A 21355-nucleotide genomic window follows, 5' to 3' on the forward strand; every position below is an offset into this window, starting at 1 on the left:
CAACGCATCCATCTACAAGGAAATTTCCTTGCTCTGTATTGAGCAGGGATCGGCAATGCCCAGTTCGTCCGGACCTTGGACCATGCAAGAGCTTCTGCTCATGGTTGGTGAAATTGATCGAGCAAGGCTCAGCCGCACCGGTCAAATTCGCTACGATGCAGTGCATGCACAACTTGGTTTGGCAACCGTGGCCCCCGCTTTAAGCTTCTCTGCAGTATCATCGTTGCAGCTGAATCTTGAAGGGTATGCTCATACCAATGCAACTGCATTTGCAAAAGAGGACGATTGGTTTTATGAAAATGAAAAGAGAAGCCCCATTGCCATCGTTGACGGCCAGGCTTGGATAGGAGATCAGTTCTACCTGTACAGCAACTTCGGGATCAAGAACAATCGATTCGCCACCGAAGATCCTGATAGCAATGCACCAAGCGACACCCTGCTCTTCAGTCCTCACGTTTCAACAAACCTCATAAAATCGGGGACTCATGATTTCGACACTCCAAGCAGGGCTTTCCTGGCCTTTGGAGGTGAGCATTACTCGCTGCAATTCGGCCGCGATTTAATCTCCTGGGGCTATGGAACAACCGGGAACCTGATCATCGACGACCATATCAAATACCATGAGTTTTTGAAGCTCAGCTTGTTTTCCAAGCAGTTCAAGTTTACCAACCTCATCATGTTCATGGACCCTCCCGGGTATATTACGAAGAATCGAGATCCCTATTACCCCGATGATAAGACTGTGCCTACCGTACGGATGTTTTTGGCGCATCGGTTTGAATTTACCCCCATCCCCCCCTTGCGCATTGAAGTTTCCGAGAATGTCATGTACCAGGATACCACTTTCAATATGAAGTATTTGAATCCCCTCTTCATCTACCACAACCTAAGCAACCGGGGTCAGTTCAATGCAATCGCCGATATAACCGTCACCTATACCCTTCGGCCGAACCTTGCGATGTATGCTACGTGGGTGATTGACCAAGTGGCAGCTCCTGGTGAGGGAAACGATCAACCCAATGCCATGGCCTATCAAGTTGGTTTGCGCACACTGTTCCCTCGAGAAACCGGCTACTGGTCTCTTACTTCCGAATTTGTCTATACCGACCCCTATCTCTATCTGCGCGATCATGTCGACTTCATCGTCATGACCAGAGAGAGGGATCAATACTACGGATATGTTCCCCACTATGAGTTTTTGGGTTATCAATACGGCGGTGATGCGTTGGTGGGCTTGCTACAGGCAGAATGGAACGGCAATGGTGCATGCTCAGCAGGAGGTGAGGTCTTTTATATGGCACATGGGGCCACCACCAAAGACACAGAGTTTGTTTTTGGTGAAATGGAGGCGATCACCACCCCGAGTTCCCCGACAATCCATACGTTGCGACTAGGCTTGTGGGGTTCCTATCGAGCAGAGAGACTCCCCATTTCCTTATGGTCACGCATCGATGTCGTCAATCGATGGGACAGCTCCCATCAGGTCGATGTGCAGGTGGCGGCAGGCATTTCCTATACCTTGTAAAGGTTATATGGGGAACGTAAGGGTTCCGAAGACTTTCAAAGACAAGCTTGGGTTTTGGTGCGTTTCCAAGTATGGAACTACCGCCAAACTCATCGCCAAGGCATCGCCTCCATCCTTAGTGACACCCAATCCACTCCGTAACGTCTTGTTGTACCGTGTTCCATAGGGAATAGGTAAAACAGCTTGGATCAATCGTTCGGCCACTAAAAGAACCGCCCCTACGGCCATGGTGCCCACGGCGAAATCTTTCAAGGGGTCATCAAAGGTTGAGGACCCTGCACCTAAGAGCTGGATGAAAAAGAGATCGATCAGATAGGTGCCCAACCCCACCCCGATGGTGGTTGCAGCAGTCCAATCGGCAATCTGGCCGAACAATTGACCTCCAAGGTCACCCTGGAGTTTTGAACCACTACCAAATCCTACCAACAAATTCTTGAAGGCAGGCCATGTAATGCCCACTTTAGCCTGTTCGTAGAGCTCAAGACGATAATCGAACGACAATTGTTGAAAATCATGATTCCTCAAGGTTCTTTTCAAGGAGCCCAGTGTGGAGCCTCCAAGATACACATGCTCTCCGTCAATCTCTACCAGTATCCCATCCTGGGTATTCAATGCATCCAATCCGGTGCCTACCAACGAGACCAAGAGTGATTGAGCACCGAGAGAAACAAGCAGGAACACGAGAACCAAACAACACATGAGAAAGCGTTTCATATCGCAACCCCTTGAAAATATTTCTTTTAGTGTAACATGGATTAGCCTATGCTCGGTTAATCTAATGCTTGGTTTGCTAGATACCCTACGTGAAACGAAAAAAATTGGAGGTGATAATTCCGACTATTCTCATTCCTTTATGAATTCTCAGCGCTAAAGGATTCTGTCCTTCTTTATCAGAGAAATGCAGCAAATCCATGTATTTCACATCACTTTCTTGAGAGCTCAGTTCTCCTGAAAAGCATGGCTAACTACTTGACGTTTCAATATTTGTGCCCAATAACTAACACTATAAGGAGCAAACTATGGACACGTATGCACACGCAAGGGAGAAAGCCCTACTAGTGCTCGCAGTCCTGTTGCTGTTGCTGTTCTTAAACTCCTGCTCACACACAGAACAAGGGACTGACCCCGCACTGCTGTACTCACCAACCTATACAAAGTTGGCGACGTCTCCTCTTTCCCTACAACCAAACGCCACAGGATATGGCAGGGAATACGAAGTCTTGGGCACCGAGCAATTCACCACGTCCAATCGCGGTCCTGCTCATGGGTTCTCACTCGGACCGGCGGGCAGCTTTCCGACCGAAAGTGGGGACACTTGGATAACCGGAACGCATCCCGGCGGACAGATGTACATCGACTTCTACAAAACCAACCCGGCAGAGTTGTCCCTGAAGCCCAACGGTCGGTACGAAGTCAGCTACAACTACAAGGTCTTGGAAGCTACACGGGAGGGATTTGAAACAATCTTCTATTCACAAACCGGTGCAAACAGGAACGACTGGGTCGAATCCAGCATCTATTTTAATGAACCGGCAGGAAGCACCGGCAGGGCCAGTTTCACCGCTACCTTGAAGCAGTACGATGATTATCAGTTGTTGATGAACCTTATCAGCAACGGGTCCATCGCAGTTTCGGACATTCAAATCAAGAATTTGGATAGCGGCTTGGTCGTAGCACATGAGAATGGACAAAACATGGTGCATACCCATTCACCGATGCTTCACAGTGAAGGCGATTTCTCCATCTCTGGAAACAGTATGAAAACTCATGGGTTTGTAAAGCTTTGGACAAACACCCAATTGGTCCAATTACCTGCCAATACCAACATCATCCTTGATTTCGACTACAAGGTACTGGACAACCCAAAGCAGGAAGAGAACCTTGGGTGGATAAGGATCTATTCTGGAAGCAAGCCCCATCTTCAACGTTCGGCAATTGCCATCCCCGGGTATCAAGTGCAGGAAGGCCACTATAGTGGGGCAGTGAAAACCGGGGCGGACAACGACATCTACATCCTTGAGGTTGCATTCAACCAGGAGGTGAAACTCCAAATCAGCAATCTTCAACTTTCAAAACAAGTCACGGTCGCCCAGTCGCTTGATCAACACCTCTCTGATGCACGCTTCCCCCGTTTGGGTAATAATTTTACAACGTACGGGGAATGGGTTGCTCATGACGGCAGTGGATCGGCACAAGGACCCACCCCTTTGATCAGCCTCTTCGACCTTGAGAAACAGTTGGCCCTCAGCGATATTGTCACCGGCCTCAGCTCATTCTATCTATACAACGACCCTGCTCTCTCAAAACGCCTGAAGGCGATCAACCCAAACATTGTCCTGCTTCCATCCGCCCAGACACACACCATCGGCCTCGCCAAGGATATGCGCAACATAGCTTACCATCCTTTGCTGACAGCTGAACAAATGTATGCGCAAGGCATATCGAAGGATTGGTTTCTGACCAGTACCAAAGGCGAGGTGATCAACGACAATGAAGAGTGGGCGCAAATCCCCCTCAACATATCTGCTTTCTGTCCGTATAACGACAAGGGCCAGACATTCCTTCAGTACTGGACAAAGTTAACAATCGACCAAAGACTCAAGGACGGTACATGGGAAGGTGTATTCCTTGAGGAACCGATTACCGTGGGAAACTGGAGAATACCCGGCATAATCGCAAAGAAGGTGGTTGATGCCGACTACAATCGCAACCTTAAGAAGGACGAGAGTCCGCTTTGGATTACTGAAATGACTGCGGCGGCCACTCTTACGATGATGAGAAACATTCGTGAACAGGTTGGTTGGGATGAGATGATCCTATGTGGAAACGAATTTAATGCCACCCTTGCACCCTTTGCCAATGGGGCGGTCATGACAAATTACAACACGGCATGGTTCCTCGACTTGGACCAGAATAAGTTCAATGAGAGCCAATGGGGAAAATTCCTCGACTCCTACGCGAGAGTGGAGAATCTCTACCACGCTCCAGCTGTAATAGTCCTCGAGGGATCCCCGGTGTATAAGGATTGGATTCTACCCAATGACAAGCGGGAAGCTACACAGTCTGACATGGCGTTTCATCGCTTTGCTTTGGGAACAGCGCTGTTGACCGATGCCTTCTATGAGTTCGCCCTTGTAGATGGAAGAAGTGCTCCTTTCCTATTCGACGAGATGCTGGTCGACAACCAAGGATGGAGCACCACCGATGCAGCCAACAAGGGATGGCTTGGAAAGGCCCTCGGTAAGCGTGAACACCTGGTGTTGAACAAGGAGGAGGTGTATCGACAGGCCAAACCGATCATTCTGGGCAACCGTTCCACCAAGTATCTGAAATTGTATGAAGGGAGCAACAAGACTGCGGACAGCCGACAGATGTTGATCGAATTTGACTGGAATATCCTTACAACCTGCACAGAGTCGCCAACTGTAAGTTTTGCAGTCAATAATGATTGGATGGGCAACTATGACTTTGCCTCCAATTTAGCCGGCAGCAGCGGCAGTGCATCCTACCATACGACGGTCAAGGGCAGGGGCTCGGTCATGTACCATCTGAATGTCCCGAGATTCGGCAGTGTGGAACTGTCCAATCTGAGAATTTCCTTTGCCGATTGCGGGGTGTACCGACGTGACTTCGAGCACGGAATTGTTTTGGTCAATGCCTCCAATGAGGAGAAGACACTATCCCTTAATGAGATCAAGGGAGGCTTGAACAGGAGCAATATCAGGCGCATCAGAGGACGCTACGATACACAGACCAATTCAGGAACTCCGATTACCGGTTCCTTGGTTCTTGCACCTCATGACGCAATCGTGTTGCTCGCCGACTGAACACCATCTGGACAGGCAGCAGTATGCCGCCTGTCCATACCTTCCAAGATAAACAGGAGTAGTTGCAATGAAAAAACAACGAATCCTACTTTTGCTTGTTGTGCTGGGTATAGGCATGCTTAAGCTTGGTGCGCAAGAGAGCCTTGTCTACCGGCAGACATTCGATACGAATAAAATGTATTGGCCGATAGATGACAATTTCAGCATAGTCGACGGCGAGTATGTATTGCATACAGAGAACCAAGAGCTCTATGCATATTTGGACCTGTCTTCCAAAGACGGTACCTTCCAACTCGATACCAGGCTTATAACTGGAAAAAGTACTGCCGGGTACGGTTTGCTGTTCAGGCTGCAGGACCCGTACAATTTCTATTTTTTCTTTCTTGTTGACCAGGGGTATTTCCTTGCAGGAAAAGCCGTCGACCGCCAAGGAATCAACTTCTGCCCGTGGACCTACACCTCGATCATTAAAGCGCAGGCAAAGAATACGTTGAAAGTCACCTACGAAGGCGAGAAACTCACCTTCTTGATAAATAACACAGAAGTCTTTTCTCACCAAGACTCAAGCTTTGAGAGCGGGGGCATCGGCCTATACACCCAAGGCGGAGTGCGTGTCGCATTTGACAACATCCTGGTTTGGGAAACTACTGAGGATACGTAGTAGGATCCATCAATGCATGCTTGCATTCACTGCTCAGAGATAGAAGGTTATCCCCAGTGCAGTATAGGTATGGGCAAGCATGCCATCGAGACGGACTTCGGTACCTGGACTCTCCGTTCCAAAGAATTTCAGCACATCAAATGACGCAGAGTTGGAACGTATTCCTGCCTCTCCTACGAGAGCGAGATGCTTGTTGAACTGATACTCCATACCAAGCCCGATTTTCGTACCGTACAAATAGAGTGCGTCGATCCGTTCTTGTATTTCATCAACATCTTGTTGGTTTATCACAGAGTGGTCACCCACTGAGAATTCTGCATCGATTACGGGAATAATGTTATACAAGGCTGCTTTTACGAACATCCGGGCGGGTTTCTTGCCGAGAAACAGCTTCACGCCTACAGTCGGCATCAAGATCATTCCTTGAGCAGAGGCGGTTACTCTATCACCGTCTGCAATGCCCAGCGAATCGAAGAGATCCGCCTGCAAAAAGATTCCATCAATGCCTCCGGTTACAGCCAAAGGACCAAGATTCAGAGAAAATTCTGCACCTTGTATCTGCGTATTCGCCCTAATCTCCGTGATGGTCAAGCTTGCTCCACAAAGCATCGATGGGATCACCACCAAACACGCAACAACAATCATCAGACGAGATTTCTGCATAACCCACTCCTTCATTCAAACGCACTATGCCCTCCCTATCGAAAGGGTTTGTTTAGCTTGCTGATGCATGAAGCAGGATTTGCTGGGCAGACTATCTACACGGTGAGTAGCAACTGAAACTAATCAGAAGTAGTGTACTACCTTTCAAGAAACCTGCAAGGTTTTTTTTCCCTACGATATTTTTCAGATGTTCACTAGATAGGTTGCAGTAAGAACAGGACCTGTATGTACTGGTTCTTGCAAAAGTAGTGTCCGTTTATACGGCAGGCCGGCCTGTTCCATCGCCACCTCAAGAAAAAACAAGAAAATTCCTATGTCGATGCTTTGGTAATAGGGAACCAAAGATGGAGGAATAATGCCTCGTTTGCGAAACACGCGATGGACTGACAACGTATTGTCCTGCTCTTTCACCAACCACGGTTGGGTGTTGCAGGCACTCGGAGCCATTCGCACCACCGGTGCAAGATGGTACGCATCCTCACCTTCCCAAATATCCTTGGCATCCAATCGGTTCAGCTTGGCCTCTTTCGTACGGAAACACCCCTCATCCTGATTGGCAATGCACAGCATGCAGACAAAGTGCAAACCCTCATATTCGCGTTCTTTCGGCTTGCCCATTCCGTACCAACAGGCTCCGATATTCTCCTTGGTCAAAAAGAGATTGAGTTGTTCACCAAGGTAGCCGATATTCTGCAAATACCCATCCCTTCGCTCGCTGTAGAGCAGCAGCGCATATTCACCCTGTCTGCATGTTGTTTGACCGACGGGCACGATACACAGCAGCGTCCTGATATTCTCGACCAACGGCTCACAGAGTGAAAAGTATTGCTTTACCGTATCCAACTGTTCGGTTGTCAACGGTTTGAAGGGTTTTGTAAACCTGTGAAAGGATTTTCGTCTGAAAAGCTGTTCGTAGAGCTGCGTCATCTCATCGCCTCCTCTCATGGGTATAGCATATATGTTCCTTGAATTCACACAGAATTTGATAATTCCACTATCACATTTCTGCATTTTTTCTTGACTGTAAGCCATGCTGAACTATACTGATTCCACCATGAAAACAGGAATAATCCGGTATGTAAAACGACTACTCGGATGGAGAAGCCGGCTTGCGACTCTCCTGCGTCTCCTTATGCTGTTTCCTGTTCTTGGCTATCCATGCTTTGCATCATCGCTTACCATGCAGGACATCACTCTTCAAATCGGAAGACATGATTCAATAGTGAAAGAACATGCTCCGTCGATATCGGCAGTAGTCAACTTGGAAAGCAGTCCGTATTCGCTTGCCATCGGCTACCGAAATCGATTGCCGGTACATGATATCAGCCTCTACGGGCTCCGAACGATCGCACCGAATTTTAAAATCGTTTCGTATTTCCACACCTCACTTGGCACGGCAGACTCCATACTGACCGATTTTATTATAGGCTATGAACAAGGCTTCACGCTCAAGAATCTGTCGCTTTCCTATGCATTGGGACTTCAGGCGAGCACCTCGTTTTTTCCCTTTCTTGAGAGACCCCTTTTCAATGCCAGTCCTTATCTGGCAGCAAGCATTGGCTATACATGCTTCAATCGTTGCAAGGTGACCATATTTAGCACGACCAATACCCTGTTTGAGTACGCCTGCCAGTCGATCAGCCCCATCCTGGGTTCCACATGTACTGTATCCATCAGTGATGAGTTTGAAATTGGAGCAACCTATTCCATGCAACTTTCCGATGTAAGCCCTGAAGCGGTCCTTATCACGTCCAAGGAGGTAGGTGTCTATGGCAAGTTCAAGCCGAAGAAGTAATACGAACCGCTTGCTTTGTCTTTTAGCAACCTGTCTCCTGCTTTTTTCCAGTTGCTCAGACAATCTGATTTCAAGAATTGAGTTCAACCATCCAGGTGGTTCGTTCGATCAGGCGATCAACACCTCCGAAAAAAGGGAGTCTTTCTCGTTCCTGCTGTTCAGCGACTTGCATTTTGGCAGGACCGAAAAAGGCGTATATTGGGCGTTTGACCAGTTTTTTGAATGGTTGGAGGGCTATCCCACCCAGCTTGCCTTCGGCTTGCACCTTGGTGACGGGACTGCATACTCCTTGGAGTCGGAGTATCGATTGTATGGCGAATTCCTCGATTCGCTCGAAGCGCGTGGACTTGCAACGTACGCTGTACCGGGCAATCATGATGTACGAGACAATGGGCGGGCGCTGTTCAGAGCGTACATCGACGATTTGACCACCCGCCGCTTCAGTTACAAGGGTCTGTCCTTCTATCTGCTGGACACAGGCAATGCAAGTTTGGGCAAGCTTCAACTTGATAATCTGATGCGTGCGGTACAAAGCGATCCCAATCCCAAGATTTTTTGCGGCCATGTTCCCCTCTACGGTGGACCCGATATGTTCTACTTCTCGCTCAAGGATCCCCACGAGCGGGCTCTTTTAGTAAAAACCATGGTTCAGAACAAGGTCGGCCTCTACCTTGGAGGGCATCTGCACATTAATCACAAGCTGTATAGCTATACCGATACAAATCATGAATTCGTTTGTGAATCCTTTCATGGTCGTGACAGTCTGATCGAGAACACCCTGCCTGTCTGGTATGTGTTCACCTACGATGCACCAAGCAACCGCATCACCATCTTCAGGTATGCTCTCAAGCGGGATGGAACAATCGGCGAACAGGTGGTGGAACGAGTCGATATCCCGTCATAGCACTGCCATCTTCTCGTTTCTAGTGCTTGTGTAACAATCGGTCTCCGACAGCTCCGCTTGGGTGGATAATGGCAAACTGCTCCTTGGTAAAACCCGACACCTGCATGGCCGCAATCGCAAGAGCATCGAACAAGGCTATGACAGTCAAGGTACTGGTTGTTGCAAGCATGTTGAAGGTATCTGCTTCTTTCTCGATGGCAACATGCAACAGGATATCACTGCAACACCCAAGGGTGGATGCAGCATTCTCCGTTATGCCGATGATAGTCGCCTGTTTTGCCTGCAAGGATGGGATGAGCTGTACAATCTCCTTCGTCCCTCCCCCTTTTGAGATCAAAAAGACCAAGTCCTTCTCTTGCACTGCTCCCAAGGCGCCATGGACAGCATCGGCAGGATTCAAGAACATTGCAGGAATCTCAACACAGCAGAGGCTGTGCGCCAATTTTCTGGCTGCAACCGCAGAGGTCCCCACTCCGCAGGTAAACACCCGGCCTTGATGGTTTGCAAGCATGCGGACACACGTTATGAACGCTTTTCGATCACAATAGGTTTTCAATCGCTCAATCTCATGGAGTGCAGTCTCCCAAACGTGGGATGCAATTGCTGAAATCTGATCATCGTCATACGCATTACGTTCCACATCCTGCATGTCCTGTTTCCACGTTAGCACCTGCGAGGAATCTAGAGGCGTAAAGCTCAACCTCAAGCGAATGGACTCACCCGGTTGAAGATGCTCTTGCACGACAGCGGGATCGACACGCCGGCCATGGTCAAGATCGCTTGCCCCGATTTCAGGTCCCACGCCATCCCAAGGCTTGGGAATGAGAATGTTCTCGCGATCGTCTGCAGAGCGGAATTCCTTGCTTTGCGCTCCCCCGCAGGAGTTCCACACCATGGTATAGGGAGCGTGAGGGAATCGCATGCCGATGCCGGACCCATCCGGGTACAAAAGCAGGCCCTGCACCAGATTCTTCTCAGCCTTCAGTTGCGTATGGACATAGCCCCGTTCTTCACGTTCTGTGATGTTTCGAGCACGTTTCCAGATGTGATGGTCACTGGGGACAGGGCGTCCAAAACGCTCCTCAATATGACCTGAAGGTATGATATACGAACACCCATCCTTCGGCCTCAGCTGTACATGGTAACCCCAATCAGCAAAGGCGGAACGCGATGAGACATTTACTATGTGGTCATCGATAACCAGTTCGTTGGTATCCGATCGAAGTTCAATGGTTTTCGTCACCTGCCATAAGGGTGTCTGCCCCTGCTGTGGAAGCAGAGCAATTGGGTCATACACCTTCATCACACCGCATATGTGCAGTGTAGTATCAGAACCTGGAGTAATTTTGATATCGAGCGCAGGAATGGAAGAGATATTGCCGTGCAAGACATGGAGAACACCTTCACTGTCTCGATAGTTCATTCCCCACGTATCGAGACCCAACATCTCAATGCCGCCCATGAATTGCGAAATCCAAGCTGTACCTTCCGTCTTTTCCCCATTGATCAGCAGCCCTTGGGACAAATCGAGCTGTTCAGGACTGCAAAGAGTTTCTACAGGTGGTTCCCAAAAAAGAGGGGTCTGATCAATCGAACATTCCAGCACCGAAAGGCCTTTTGTGGGCAGAAGCGTAATGGAAAACTGCTTGTACCAGATACGCAAGCGTTTCACGGAAACGTCATCGCCTCCATGATGATACCATTGTGCCAGACCATCAGGAAACTCAAACTGAAGATCGTCTCTTCTTCCCTCGTTCCAATTCGGTATATCGACACACCAAGTGGTAGAACGCTGCATGCTCACACTCCTATAGTTTGTTGATTGCTATCGTTTCATTCGCCACTCTCAAGGTCTCTGCAAAGGAGCCTTTGGCATGGAGCATGAAATTGATATAGAGGCTTTCGATGATGCAGAGTGCTGTTATACGCTTGGACATTATTTCGCCCGTGATATTTTTGGAAAAGACAGCTGTCTGCAGGATAATGTCGCTTTTTTTACTAAGCGGGCTCACTGGAAAATTCGTCAGGAGAATGACCGTGGCACCACGGTCTTTGGCCACCTTCACAACATCCATGATCTGCCTGCTTCGCCCTGAATGACTGATGGCGACCACTGTGTCATGTTTCTGCAGCTGGCTGGCTAAAATCAGCTGTGTGTCAGGGTCGGCGGAATGCAGGGACATCACCCCGATACGCAAGAACCTGAGATGGGCCTCCATTGCAACAGCACCTGCATCACCCAGCCCGCAAAACAGAATCCTTTGTGACCCTATTAAACTTTGCAATGCACGTGTATACGAGTCATGGTCCAACATATTTAGTGTGTCTACAAGGCCTTGCACCGATGCCTCAAAAACTTTGCGCATCACATCAAGAGGTGCATCATTGTCCAAAATATTTCCATATTCGTGAATTTCCGAAGAGTTCTCATAGGCGGCGAAATCACGCTTCAGTTCTGGAAACCCTTCATAGCCGAGTTTTTTGGAGAGACGCACAACGGTTGCTTCGCTGCAACCTGCTTCCAAGGCAAACTCTTGGATGCTCAGTCTGTTTACGCCCTTTGCATGATTGATCAAATAATCGGCAGCTTTCTTTTCCGCCTTTTTCAAGGTGGTGTACATAGCCTGCATCTGCAGCGCACAAGAGTGCGGCATATGTTCCAATTGCATTTCCATCGACATCACTTCCCCTCCCTGAGCTTTCGCAGCGCAGGATAAATCTCTTTATAGTGTGCCAGCAAATCGCCATAAAGTCTCGTCATATCTGATTGAGGCTCATATTCTTTGTGAAATCCAACCATATGGTCGGCACCCTCACGGGCATCTTTCCACACTCCTACCGCCGATCCTGCAAGGATTGCAGCACCCAAGGAAGCAGATTCACTGCAAACAGGAACCCTCACCGGTCGGTTGAGGATATTCGCCTTTATCTGCACCCATTCAGATGATTTCGCTCCCCCTCCGACCGCAGACAGCGTTTGGATGGAGATTCCCGACTTCGCGAACGCTTCAAGATTCAACGCTAATTCATACGTCTGGGACTCCAGCAGTGCCCGATAGAGTTCAGGTATTCCCGTCGATAGGCTCAATCCAAGAATTGCACCGGTAGCATCCATATCACAATACGGTGTTCCACTTCCGTTGAAATGCGGAAGAATGAATAGTTCTTGGGGACTTGGAGCCATGATTGAATCCAAGTATTGATAGATACCAAGACCCATCCGCTGGGCTTGCTGTATTTCCTTTGCGCAAAAGGTGTCCTTGAACCACCGCAGAAGAATGCCCCCTACATGATTCAAACTGAATGTAAAATAGGTATTCCTCAATACATGCCGATAACAAGGAAAGCAACTATCAAACATGCCGTCATTGGTAAGAATGGCCGGTAAACACGTTGAAATCACCTCGGCAGTTCCTGTAGAAACCACCCCCAAGGAAGGCTCGACCACTCCGGCTCCCAGGGCGGCACAGCACTGGTCGTGCCCCCCTGTACAGACCAGAGGCCGTCCTTGCAGTCCTGCTTCTCTGACAATATCGGAAGAGAGTTGACCGATTACAGTTCCCGACTCTTGGATAGTTCCTAGTTGGGACTTCGAAATTCCCGCAAAATCGAGTAGTTGTTCATCCCACTGTTGGGTGTGCAGGTCGAAAGCCATGGTCCGACTTGCCATCGTAGCGTCCAATACGCACTCACCACAGAGTTTCATTGCGATGAACTCTGCGTAAGTTACGAATTTATAGGTTTTTTCAAAAACTTCAGGATATGCCTCTCGTACATACCGAATTTTTGTGATGCTGTTCATCGCATGAGATCGCATTCCCGTTCGTTCATAGAGATTTCGTTCACCAAAAGCATCAGCAAACGCAAGTGCGGAAGGAGCACTGCGGTAATCCATACCCAAGAGTGTCGGGCGTAGTGGATTACCATGCCGATCGATGCAGATGATTGCATCACCTTGGACCGAGAGTCCGATAGCCTCCACCGATTTAACACCGCCGGATGCAATTGCCCGCAGTAAAACCATTCGTGACCGTTTCCATACATCCAGGGCATCCTGTTCGGCTTTTCCATCACTTGCAGATACAATCGCATACTCCTCATACGCAGATGACAACACGGTTGCACAGTCATCGAACACCACCGCCTTTACCCCTGTCGTACCGATATCCAAACCTATCAGCATGAGTGCTCCTTTAGCCCAATCTACTATCTTGGAGATTCCGCAAATACACATGCATCCCTTGGGGAATCGATGCAACCATATCGTACGTTATCGGTGTATCGAGGGGGACGTCCTGTTTCAATGTACACCCTTTCGCCAATCCAAGCGGCAGCAATCGTTCAGATTTGGCTACAGTGTACTGTTCAATACTTCCACGGTAGCAATACCCGCCGATACCATCGAGGACTTCTCCCGCCTTCAAATTTCGTTTGGCAATTGTAATGCATTCGCTGGTCAGCTGGCTTTTCGGATGGCCGCTGCTTTCATGGTAGAGAACACATTGGGCTATGGTGAGCGGTACTTCGATTGAACACAGGTGATAGGGTCGATACAATGTGTAATACGGTCCTTCTCCCATATCACGTTGCACCAAGCCTTCACGAATGCGGGCATTATCCGTGGTGATCACCAAAAATACGCCTGGATGAACACCGATGGCAAAGTCCACAACACCTTTCTTGTTCAGAATCCCTCCATCCTCTTGTGGGATGAATACATGTTTCAACTGCTCCACGGTTGCTTGTGCTGCATGCATACCCCGTACATCACAAACCAAGGAGGTGGCATTACTCACTGCAGCCATTTCCACTGCTGTTTTTGAACCATCTACAAATTCACACAGCATATGGGGATTCATGTTCCGTTTTTCCGCTTTCTCTCGCTCGATGTCGGGATTGGAATAGATGTTCAGTGGATTGTTTTTTCCTTTACCCGCTGCCACCACCTCGAAGCCAAGCGCCGTTGCAAACCGATAGAGCTCGATAATCGCCGCCGGTTCATCCCCGGCTGCCAGGCTGTACACAACTCCGGCATCCTCGGCCAACTGCCGAAGAATCGGGCCGATCGTAACGTCACACTCAACATTCATCATAATGACATGCTTCTTGTGATGAAACGCATCCATGCTGATGGTTGCACCCATTTCTGTAGACCCGGTTGCATCGACTATCGCATCGATGAAACGGTTTCTTGTAGCAAGCCGATAGTCGTTCGTTGCCACGGCATGCCCTGCTTTCACCGCTTCTTCTGCCTGTTTCACACTGGTACAGGTATCAACAACAGGTTTCTTTTTCATTGATTCGAAGCCTTGAATGGCTTTTTGTGCGGTAAGATCAACCGCAACACCTACCACCATACCTTGCATTTCACCAATCTGTGTTATGATTTCGGTTCCCATTTGACCTGCGCCGATAATGCCGACCCGGATTGGATTCCCTGTGTGCTCTCGTTCAAGCAATTTCTGATCATATTGATGCATATACGTGTATCTCCCTGTGTGTCCTTACGGCTTTACCAGTACCTTCAATGCTTCTCTTCGTTGTGCCGCCATAAACCCTTCCACGATGTCATCCAAGCCAACCGTTTTGGTAAAATACAAATCAGGATGCAGGGTTCCCTTCTGCAGTGCCTGCAAGGCAGCCACGTGGTGTCTTTTCTGATACGAAAATGTTCCAATAACTTCTAGTTCATTATAATGTATTGTATTGCTATTCAATCTCGTCCAGGGCTCTTGTTTAGGCACCCCACCAAACAGTACGATTTTCCCCCGTTTACGAACCGCATCGACGGCAATTTGCTGACTCGCAGTTGAGGCATTCGCACAGATGGCATAATCTACACCTCTGTTGTCTGTCAGCTGTTTGCAAACGGACACAATATCGTCCTTCTCATAGTTGAGCAGACAATCAGGGCCGAATGCCGAGGCGGCTTCCAAACGGGAACGCCCGGCGATAATAATGGTCTTTGCCCCGAGTGACTTGGCGATTTCGCTATGCAGACATCCGATAGGTCCGTCTCCAAGAATAAGTATGGATTGCCCTTTGGCAAGACCGATACGTTCTTGCGCTGCGATGACGGACGATGCCGGTTCTGAAAGACAGGCATCGGTAAGGCTTACCCCTTCGGGGATATGATGGACAAATCCATGATCGAGTACTTCCTGGGGAAGGTGTACATACTCGGCGAAACCTCCAGGCCAATGAGTTCCGATCATCCTGTGATTCTCACAGAGATTGATCAGATCATGCGTACAGTACCAGCATGTACCACAGCTCACATCGGGGGCGACTGCTACACAATCGGAAAGGGTAAACCTTGTAACATTGGCTCCTTTTTCCACTACAATCCCGGAAAACTCATGTCCCATGACTTGGCTGGTAATGCCATAGCGCAATCCGGTGAAGAAGTTTCTGATGTCTCCACCGCAAATACCGCAGGCATGTACCTTGACGATGATATCGTCGGGTCCACATGCCGGCAAGGGTCTTTGAATGACATGTATTGTTTCTGGTTTCTCAAATACAGCGACTTTCATAGCAGCTCCTTCTTCCCTGATAAAAGCCTACTCCGGTTATGCTGATTATGCAAGTTTTATTTCATTATTCTTATCTTCTATTGAAATTTTATTTGATTTTTATACCTATTTAATGTTTTTTACTGGCATATATTTCATATTTAATATTTTTTAGTGGAATTTTTGTTGCATATATCCGATTCCATGATAGACTTTCCTTACGTTAGGAGGGTCTTCAATGAAAGACGGAACATTGTGCTTTGCGGTAATCGTCGGTACCAGGGGTTTCTTTAATACCGATTTGGCCGTTCATGGAAAGAAACATATCCTGAGGACACTTGAAAGCATGGGATTTGCCACCTGCATCATGCCTGAGGATGCAACACCGACCGGCTGTGTTGAGACGACCGAGGATGGGATTGCCTGTGCAAACCATTTTCTCAAGCATGCAAAGGAAATTGACGGAATCATTGTGACACTCCCGAATTTCGGGCTTGAGCTTGGCATCGTGGCAGCTATCAATGAATCAAAGTTGGGCGTTCCGGTGCTGCTGCATGCCGAGGATGATGAATTGGACAAGGTTGACGTCGCTCACCGCAGGGATGCCTTCTGCGGCAAGCTCTCGGTTGCCAATAATTTAGTGCAATATGGTATACCGTTTACCAATACCACCTTGCATACATGCAACGTGGAGTCGGAAAGCTTCAAGCTTGATATATTAAAATTTGCCGGGGTCTGTCGCGTCGTACGTGGATTGAATACGGCGAGAATCGGAGCCATTGGTGCACGTCCTGCAGATTTCCAGACCATGCGTGTCAGCGAGAAATTGTTGCAGCGCTCGGGTGTTACCGTAGTAACGGTCGATCATAGCGAAATTCTGTTCGACGCCCTGCGGTTAGCCGATGATGATCCCAAGGTTGTTGAGAAACTTGCTGAAATCAGAGCATACGGAACCATTCCCTCCTCTGTTCCTGACAAGAACATCGTAAAGCAGGCCAAATACAGTGTAGTCGTCGAAACATGGATTCGTGATAATCGTATCGATGCGGCTGCAATCCAGTGTTGGACGTCCATTCAGAAGAATTATGGCTGTGCGACGTGTCTTACCATGAGCATGCTTGGTGAATCCAAAGTCCCCTGTGCCTGTGAAGTCGATGTAGCCGGTGCTTTGAGCATGCTTGCCCTGACCCTGGCATCAGAGAACTCCTCCGCCCTGTTGGACTGGAACAACAACTATGGGGATGATCGCAACAAGTGCATCAATACCCACTGTTCCAACTACCCGAAGAGTTTTTTCGGCACCGATGACATTGAGATTTCCGAACTCGATGTCCTGGGAACCTCGTTGGGCAAGGATAATTGCTTCGGAGCGGTGAAAGGCAAGGTAAGAAAAGGTGCGATGACCTATCTCAGAGTTTCAACCGATGACTTTACCGGTCAAATCCGCGCATATCTGGGCGAAGGTGACTTCACCGATGATCCATGCGCGATGTCAGGTGGTATTGCCGTGTGTGCCATCGACAACCTGCAATCGCTTATGAATCATATTGTAATGAATGGTTATGAGCACCATGTCGCCATGGTACGGTCACATGTTGCCGATATTCTGGAGGAGGCACTATGCAAATACTTTGGATGGAAGGTCTATCGGCATCGATAGTACGTGTATAAGAGAAAGCTGCTTCAGTACTTCCTGAAGCAGCTTTTTTGTATCAGTAGTTTGCCTGCGTATTACACAGTGTATCCATTTGGAAAATCAGAAGACAATTGCAAGGAGGCGACATGTTCACAAAACTTTAGATACGTAATGCCGTCGTGCACCGCAGTTTCTCCATCCACAACCATGGGAGAGCTTTCAATCGTACAAAAACCGGTATAGCCGTATCGCAGTAAGGCACGCATGATGGCTTTGAAATCGGTATTTCCATAGCCTGGAGTCAGCGAGTTGGTATCGCGGAAGTGCAAGTGCCACAGAAGCGGTTGTGCTTCCACTACTGCCTCGTAACAGTTCAGTTCCTCAAAGCCTGCATGAAACCAATCCAATTGCAATCCCAAATTGGAACAGCCGGTTTTCTCGATCAGCCGCTTATGATTTGCTACCGTATTGACAAATTTCCCCATCTCCAGGTGGTTGGTGGCTTCAAAGACCAACTTGATCGATTGCTTTTCTGCATATACGCACAGTTCCTGCAGAGAGGAAACTGCAACCTCCACCGCCCTAGCAGCATTCTTTGCATTCACTTCATGGGCAATGGCTACTGCAACGGTTACAAATGATGAACCGAGCTCATGAGCCACGTCGATGGTCTCTTTCGTTTCTTTTACTGCTTTTTTGGCTCCGTCAACATCAGTAAGTGTTTTGTAATGCGGAGAATACGGGTCCCATGCCTCGCCCCAGCAATCGTTCAAGCAGGAGACACCAAGGCCGTATTCCTTGGTCAAACGCTGATGCTCCGTTACAAAGCGTTCAAGCGTTATGCCTTTTCCGTATCTACCTTTGGGTGGAGTGAGCTCGATTGCATCGTATCCGTATTTCTTGAGTCTTTCATAGCTCGTTTCGGGATGAAGGTATGTTTCATCCTGGCCGAACGTCAGTTGAAAATAACTGTACTTCATGCTTCCTCTGCTGGATATATCCGTTCAGGTGTACGTCTTCCTTTCGGCCGACAAATGAGCTCCAACGTTGTTCCGATGGCCTTTTCCGTATCCAAATAGGCATAGTGGCCGTCTCCGTCCAAGCCGAAGCCTGCACCATCCATGGTTACCGTAAAGCCCGCTTGCTCCGCCATGGCTATTGCAATTTGCATATCATCAACCAAGATTCCCAAATGGTGGATTCCATATCCATGCTCCTGGATGAACTCGTTGTACACCGTGTCACCATGTTGTTGCTCGATCAACTCAATGCGCATCGAAGCGAAGTACGAAAGAGCCACGCGCATCGCATACTCGGTCGGTTGCCCGTTTCTCGTCATATGCGAAACCATGGGCTTTTCATAGGTATAGAAGTGCCAAGGACCTATGCCGAACAGGTTGTAATAGTTTTCTACAGTCTTATCGAGATCCTCGACGACAAACGCTATTTGTGCAACTCCTTGCTGTAAAAACGGTAATGGTTTCATGGCAGGTACACTCCTTTGAGCACTTTGCCCTCGAGTGCAAGATGAGCTCCCTTTTCAAAATCCTTCAGGGCAAATACATGGGTTATCAACTTGTCAACGGGAATCAAGCCCGATTCAACCAATTGCAAGGCAATCTTGTTGTGGGAGGGGGCGAACGTGGATGTTCCAAGTATGGTGAGACCGCGATAGTGCACCAAGTTCATATCAATACCGGGCTTGCTGTCGTTATGCGGCAAGCCTCCGAATTGTACGATGCGACCACCCTTTTTGGCCATTTCAACAGCTTGTACGCTTGCTTTCGGAGCCGGCGTGGCGACCAGTATCACTTCTGCGCCTGTACCGTTTGTCATCGACAACACAGTCTCTACCGGATCTACCTCGAGCGCATTGATCAATCGGTCAGGCCCGAAGGCGGCCGCCATTTGCAATCTAGTTTCATCAATGTCGATGAGAAATACCTGAAAGGCACCTCGTGCCTTCGCCAGTGCAACATGAATGCACCCTATCGGTCCTGCTCCAAAAATCACCACGGTGTCACCGAGCGTCACGTTTGCTTTTTGCTGGGCATGCACACAGGATGAAATCGGTTCGATTACTGCTGCGTGAATACTCTGCATGCCTTGTGGTACCTTTTGGATATTGCCAAGCTTTATACAAGCGGCATCGATGGCAACGTACTCGGCAAGTCCTCCCTGCCATTGCTGACCGATCTCTCTTTGGTTTTCACACAATTCAAAGCGTCCCGCCCTGCAGAACTCACATTCGCCGCAGTAGGCAAGCGGACCTATCGCCAAACGGTCACCAACCTCAAACGACGTAATGCAGGCTTCTCCTATCTCAAAGACCGTACCACAAATTTCGTGTCCGATGGTCCAAGGGAATGTTATGTTCTTATGGCCTGAGCGCAACGTCCTCAAATCTGAACCACAGAGACCGCAGGCCTCTACCTTCACCAGCATGCCATCGCGTGGAGTCTTTGGAACGGGGACCTGTTGAACCGAGAAAACCATAGGGTTTTCAACGACCACCGCCTGCATCATTTTCATGATTTGCCTCCTTTGTAGAGGGCATCCTGCATCCTTCTGAGACGATAGATGAAGGTGGAATCATTCAATGCAACGTCATCCTCGGTGATGATGGAACCTTCCTCGATCGTGCGTTTGGCAACTGCTTTTGAGCCTATGCCTATGGGAACCGCACGGACAGCTCTCGCCATTTCATAGGTCATCAACTGGCCGTACCAGTCATTGCCACCGATATCACCCAGCACTTCCCCGGCCTTAATCGTCCTTTTTGCTTTGCATACCACTTCCGAGTGCATGGCTTCAGCGGTGACGGTCACCTCGTTGAGCAAAACCGCCTCAGCGATTGACTGCGGGGTTTCAAGATCGCAAAGATGGTACGGTCTGAAATGCAGATAATACGGGCCGTCCGCCCGGGTAATAAATTTCATCTCTTTTTGCATACGCTTGTCTTCGGTATACACAATGGCAAATACACCGGGGGCTATCGCACCTGTCGAAAAGTCCACTCGACCGGCCTGTTCAAAAATTCCTCCATCCTTTTTCGGAATGAATACGCTGGTCAACTGATCAATTTCAACCTTTGGCCCATGCATGCCGGGAATATCGGGGATCAAACCGGTCGCATTGCTGACTGCTGCCATCTCAACCATGGTCTTGGTCCCATCCTGAAACGCCGCCAGCATTTTCGGATTCATTCCTTTGCTGAGAGCTTCCTCTCTGACCATGTCGGCAGTTGCATGGAAATTGATTTTGTTGTTCTTGCCCTTACCCAGCATCACTACTTCAAATCCCATCAACAAGGCTTGCTCATACAGCATTTTGCATACGCCGGGCTCATCTCCTGATGCTACGGTATACAGAGAATGATGCGTACGAGCCAGGGTATTCAAATACCAGCCTACCGTGATATCTGTTTCGACATTCAGCATGATTATCGGCTTCTGATGCATGATGGATTGATAGGCCACCTGCGCTCCTATATCGGTGACGCCCGTCGCCTCTACATTTGCTTCCAGCCCATCAAGCCTTGGCATGAGCAGTGCGTCCTGGGTCACGACACGCTTTTGACGGCGCAAAGCATCCTCTGCAACACCCTTGGTGTTTGTTTCAACAATATCACTACGGTCGCATCCAAGCGAAACCAACGTCTCGACCGCCCGTTTGGTGTCGATATCGGCTATTGAACTGATTCTCATACCGTGCACGTTGTGTATTGCATGGGCAAGGCCAGACCCCATTTGTCCACATCCCACAATGCCTACCGAGATTGGGTTTCCCGCTTCTTCTCTTGCTCGTAGCTTACGTACCAATTCCATAC

General features: G+C 48.8%; 18 protein-coding genes. 6 read left to right on the forward strand and 12 right to left on the reverse strand.

Annotated elements, in window-relative coordinates; translation table 11 throughout:
* Positions 1 to 55: 55 nt before the first annotated feature.
* Positions 56 to 1525, forward strand: a complete 1470-nt coding sequence (locus MUG09_RS08545) for a capsule assembly Wzi family protein (RefSeq protein ID WP_244770996.1) — start codon at positions 56 to 58, stop codon at positions 1523 to 1525.
* Positions 1526 to 1528: 3 nt separating this feature from the next.
* Here MUG09_RS08545 and MUG09_RS08550 read toward each other — a convergent pair whose 3' ends face one another.
* Positions 1529 to 2239, reverse strand: a complete 711-nt coding sequence (locus MUG09_RS08550) for a P13 family porin (protein WP_244770997.1) — start codon at positions 2237 to 2239, stop codon at positions 1529 to 1531.
* 305 nt (positions 2240 to 2544) lie between these two features.
* On the opposite strand from MUG09_RS08550, the gene MUG09_RS08555 reads away from it, so the two are divergent.
* Both MUG09_RS08555 and MUG09_RS08560 read left to right on the forward strand, forming a co-directional pair.
* Positions 2545 to 5352 carry a hypothetical protein gene (locus tag MUG09_RS08555; RefSeq protein ID WP_244770998.1) on the forward strand — a complete coding sequence of 936 codons (2808 nt, stop codon included), beginning with the start codon at positions 2545 to 2547 and terminating at the stop codon, positions 5350 to 5352.
* 67 nt (positions 5353 to 5419) lie between these two features.
* Positions 5420 to 6013, forward strand: a complete 594-nt coding sequence (locus MUG09_RS08560; RefSeq protein WP_244770999.1) for a 3-keto-alpha-glucoside-1,2-lyase-like domain-containing protein — start codon at positions 5420 to 5422, stop codon at positions 6011 to 6013.
* A 33-nt stretch (positions 6014 to 6046) separates the two neighbouring features.
* Here the strand turns inward: MUG09_RS08560 and MUG09_RS08565 are convergent, their stop codons facing one another.
* Positions 6047 to 6676 (reverse strand): hypothetical protein, encoded by a 630-nt coding sequence (locus tag MUG09_RS08565; protein WP_244771000.1) that lies wholly within the window; start codon positions 6674 to 6676, stop codon positions 6047 to 6049.
* Between the two features lie 183 nt (positions 6677 to 6859).
* A complete protein-coding gene (locus tag MUG09_RS08570) occupies positions 6860 to 7621 on the reverse strand; it encodes a nitroreductase family protein (protein WP_244771001.1) in 762 nt (253 codons plus the stop codon).
* Positions 7622 to 7730: 109 nt separating this feature from the next.
* Between MUG09_RS08570 and MUG09_RS08575 the strand changes: the two genes are divergently transcribed.
* Positions 7731 to 8471, forward strand: a complete 741-nt coding sequence (locus MUG09_RS08575; RefSeq protein ID WP_244771002.1) for a hypothetical protein — start codon at positions 7731 to 7733, stop codon at positions 8469 to 8471.
* A complete protein-coding gene (locus MUG09_RS08580; protein ID WP_244771003.1) occupies positions 8446 to 9375 on the forward strand; it encodes a metallophosphoesterase family protein in 930 nt (309 codons plus the stop codon). The genes MUG09_RS08575 and MUG09_RS08580 overlap by 26 nt, the downstream gene beginning before the upstream one ends.
* Positions 9376 to 9394: 19 nt before the next feature.
* Here MUG09_RS08580 and MUG09_RS08585 read toward each other — a convergent pair whose 3' ends face one another.
* From MUG09_RS08585 to MUG09_RS08605, 5 genes are read right to left on the reverse strand one after another with little or no spacing between them, the layout of a single operon-like run.
* Entirely contained in the window at positions 9395 to 11173 is a 1779-nt protein-coding gene (locus tag MUG09_RS08585) for a DUF4432 family protein (RefSeq protein ID WP_244771004.1), read from the reverse strand.
* Between the two features lie 10 nt (positions 11174 to 11183).
* Positions 11184 to 12056 carry a MurR/RpiR family transcriptional regulator gene (locus tag MUG09_RS08590; protein ID WP_244771005.1) on the reverse strand — a complete coding sequence of 291 codons (873 nt, stop codon included), beginning with the start codon at positions 12054 to 12056 and terminating at the stop codon, positions 11184 to 11186.
* A complete protein-coding gene (locus MUG09_RS08595; protein WP_244771006.1) occupies positions 12056 to 13558 on the reverse strand; it encodes an FGGY-family carbohydrate kinase in 1503 nt (500 codons plus the stop codon). The genes MUG09_RS08590 and MUG09_RS08595 overlap by 1 nt, the downstream gene beginning before the upstream one ends.
* 10 nt (positions 13559 to 13568) lie before the next feature.
* The gene (locus MUG09_RS08600; RefSeq protein WP_244771007.1) at positions 13569 to 14855 is read right to left on the reverse strand and encodes an NAD(P)H-dependent oxidoreductase; all 1287 of its coding nucleotides are present in this window, start codon (positions 14853 to 14855) and stop codon (positions 13569 to 13571) included.
* Positions 14856 to 14879: 24 nt separating this feature from the next.
* Positions 14880 to 15911, reverse strand: coding sequence for a zinc-dependent alcohol dehydrogenase (locus MUG09_RS08605; RefSeq protein WP_244771008.1), 1032 nt, complete (start codon positions 15909 to 15911; stop codon positions 14880 to 14882).
* Between the two features lie 217 nt (positions 15912 to 16128).
* Between MUG09_RS08605 and MUG09_RS08610 the strand changes: the two genes are divergently transcribed.
* On the forward strand, positions 16129 to 17550 hold the full coding sequence (locus MUG09_RS08610) for an L-fucose/L-arabinose isomerase family protein (protein ID WP_244771009.1): 1422 nt from the start codon (positions 16129 to 16131) through the stop codon (positions 17548 to 17550).
* Between the two features lie 71 nt (positions 17551 to 17621).
* On the opposite strand, the gene MUG09_RS08615 is transcribed toward MUG09_RS08610, so the two are convergent.
* From MUG09_RS08615 to MUG09_RS08630, 4 genes are read right to left on the reverse strand one after another with little or no spacing between them, the layout of a single operon-like run.
* Positions 17622 to 18506, reverse strand: a complete 885-nt coding sequence (locus MUG09_RS08615) for a sugar phosphate isomerase/epimerase family protein (protein ID WP_244771010.1) — start codon at positions 18504 to 18506, stop codon at positions 17622 to 17624.
* Positions 18503 to 19012, reverse strand: a complete 510-nt coding sequence (locus MUG09_RS08620) for a VOC family protein (RefSeq protein ID WP_244771011.1) — start codon at positions 19010 to 19012, stop codon at positions 18503 to 18505. The genes MUG09_RS08615 and MUG09_RS08620 overlap by 4 nt, the downstream gene beginning before the upstream one ends.
* On the reverse strand, positions 19009 to 20058 hold the full coding sequence (locus MUG09_RS08625; RefSeq protein WP_244771012.1) for an alcohol dehydrogenase catalytic domain-containing protein: 1050 nt from the start codon (positions 20056 to 20058) through the stop codon (positions 19009 to 19011). Before MUG09_RS08625 ends, MUG09_RS08620 begins: the two co-directional genes overlap by 4 nt.
* Positions 20055 to 21353: an NAD(P)H-dependent oxidoreductase gene (locus tag MUG09_RS08630; protein ID WP_244771013.1), complete on the reverse strand. Its 1299-nt coding sequence runs from the start codon at positions 21351 to 21353 to the stop codon at positions 20055 to 20057. The genes MUG09_RS08625 and MUG09_RS08630 overlap by 4 nt, the downstream gene beginning before the upstream one ends.
* Positions 21354 to 21355: the final 2 nt, after the last annotated feature.

It is taken from the genome of Sphaerochaeta associata, from assembly GCF_022869165.1.
GTDB classification, from domain to species: Bacteria; Spirochaetota; Spirochaetia; order Sphaerochaetales; family Sphaerochaetaceae; genus Sphaerochaeta; species Sphaerochaeta associata.

Excerpts from the sequence above, each read along its gene's own strand:
- MUG09_RS08545 (WP_244770996.1), top strand. The coding sequence starts at position 56 with ATGCCCAGTTCGTCCGGACCTTGGACCATGCAAGAGCTTCTGCTCATG.
- MUG09_RS08550 (WP_244770997.1), bottom strand. The coding sequence starts at position 2,239 with ATGAAACGCTTTCTCATGTGTTGTTTGGTTCTCGTGTTCCTGCTTGTT.
- MUG09_RS08555 (WP_244770998.1), top strand. The coding sequence starts at position 2,545 with ATGGACACGTATGCACACGCAAGGGAGAAAGCCCTACTAGTGCTCGCA.
- MUG09_RS08560 (WP_244770999.1), top strand. The coding sequence starts at position 5,420 with ATGAAAAAACAACGAATCCTACTTTTGCTTGTTGTGCTGGGTATAGGC.
- MUG09_RS08565 (WP_244771000.1), bottom strand. The coding sequence starts at position 6,676 with ATGCAGAAATCTCGTCTGATGATTGTTGTTGCGTGTTTGGTGGTGATC.
- MUG09_RS08570 (WP_244771001.1), bottom strand. The coding sequence starts at position 7,621 with ATGAGAGGAGGCGATGAGATGACGCAGCTCTACGAACAGCTTTTCAGA.
- MUG09_RS08575 (WP_244771002.1), top strand. The coding sequence starts at position 7,731 with ATGAAAACAGGAATAATCCGGTATGTAAAACGACTACTCGGATGGAGA.
- MUG09_RS08580 (WP_244771003.1), top strand. The coding sequence starts at position 8,446 with ATGGCAAGTTCAAGCCGAAGAAGTAATACGAACCGCTTGCTTTGTCTT.
- MUG09_RS08585 (WP_244771004.1), bottom strand. The coding sequence starts at position 11,173 with ATGCAGCGTTCTACCACTTGGTGTGTCGATATACCGAATTGGAACGAG.
- MUG09_RS08590 (WP_244771005.1), bottom strand. The coding sequence starts at position 12,056 with ATGTCGATGGAAATGCAATTGGAACATATGCCGCACTCTTGTGCGCTG.
- MUG09_RS08595 (WP_244771006.1), bottom strand. The coding sequence starts at position 13,558 with ATGCTGATAGGTTTGGATATCGGTACGACAGGGGTAAAGGCGGTGGTG.
- MUG09_RS08600 (WP_244771007.1), bottom strand. The coding sequence starts at position 14,855 with ATGCATCAATATGATCAGAAATTGCTTGAACGAGAGCACACAGGGAAT.
- MUG09_RS08605 (WP_244771008.1), bottom strand. The coding sequence starts at position 15,911 with ATGAAAGTCGCTGTATTTGAGAAACCAGAAACAATACATGTCATTCAA.
- MUG09_RS08610 (WP_244771009.1), top strand. The coding sequence starts at position 16,129 with ATGAAAGACGGAACATTGTGCTTTGCGGTAATCGTCGGTACCAGGGGT.
- MUG09_RS08615 (WP_244771010.1), bottom strand. The coding sequence starts at position 18,506 with ATGAAGTACAGTTATTTTCAACTGACGTTCGGCCAGGATGAAACATAC.
- MUG09_RS08620 (WP_244771011.1), bottom strand. The coding sequence starts at position 19,012 with ATGAAACCATTACCGTTTTTACAGCAAGGAGTTGCACAAATAGCGTTT.
- MUG09_RS08625 (WP_244771012.1), bottom strand. The coding sequence starts at position 20,058 with ATGAAAATGATGCAGGCGGTGGTCGTTGAAAACCCTATGGTTTTCTCG.
- MUG09_RS08630 (WP_244771013.1), bottom strand. The coding sequence starts at position 21,353 with ATGGAATTGGTACGTAAGCTACGAGCAAGAGAAGAAGCGGGAAACCCA.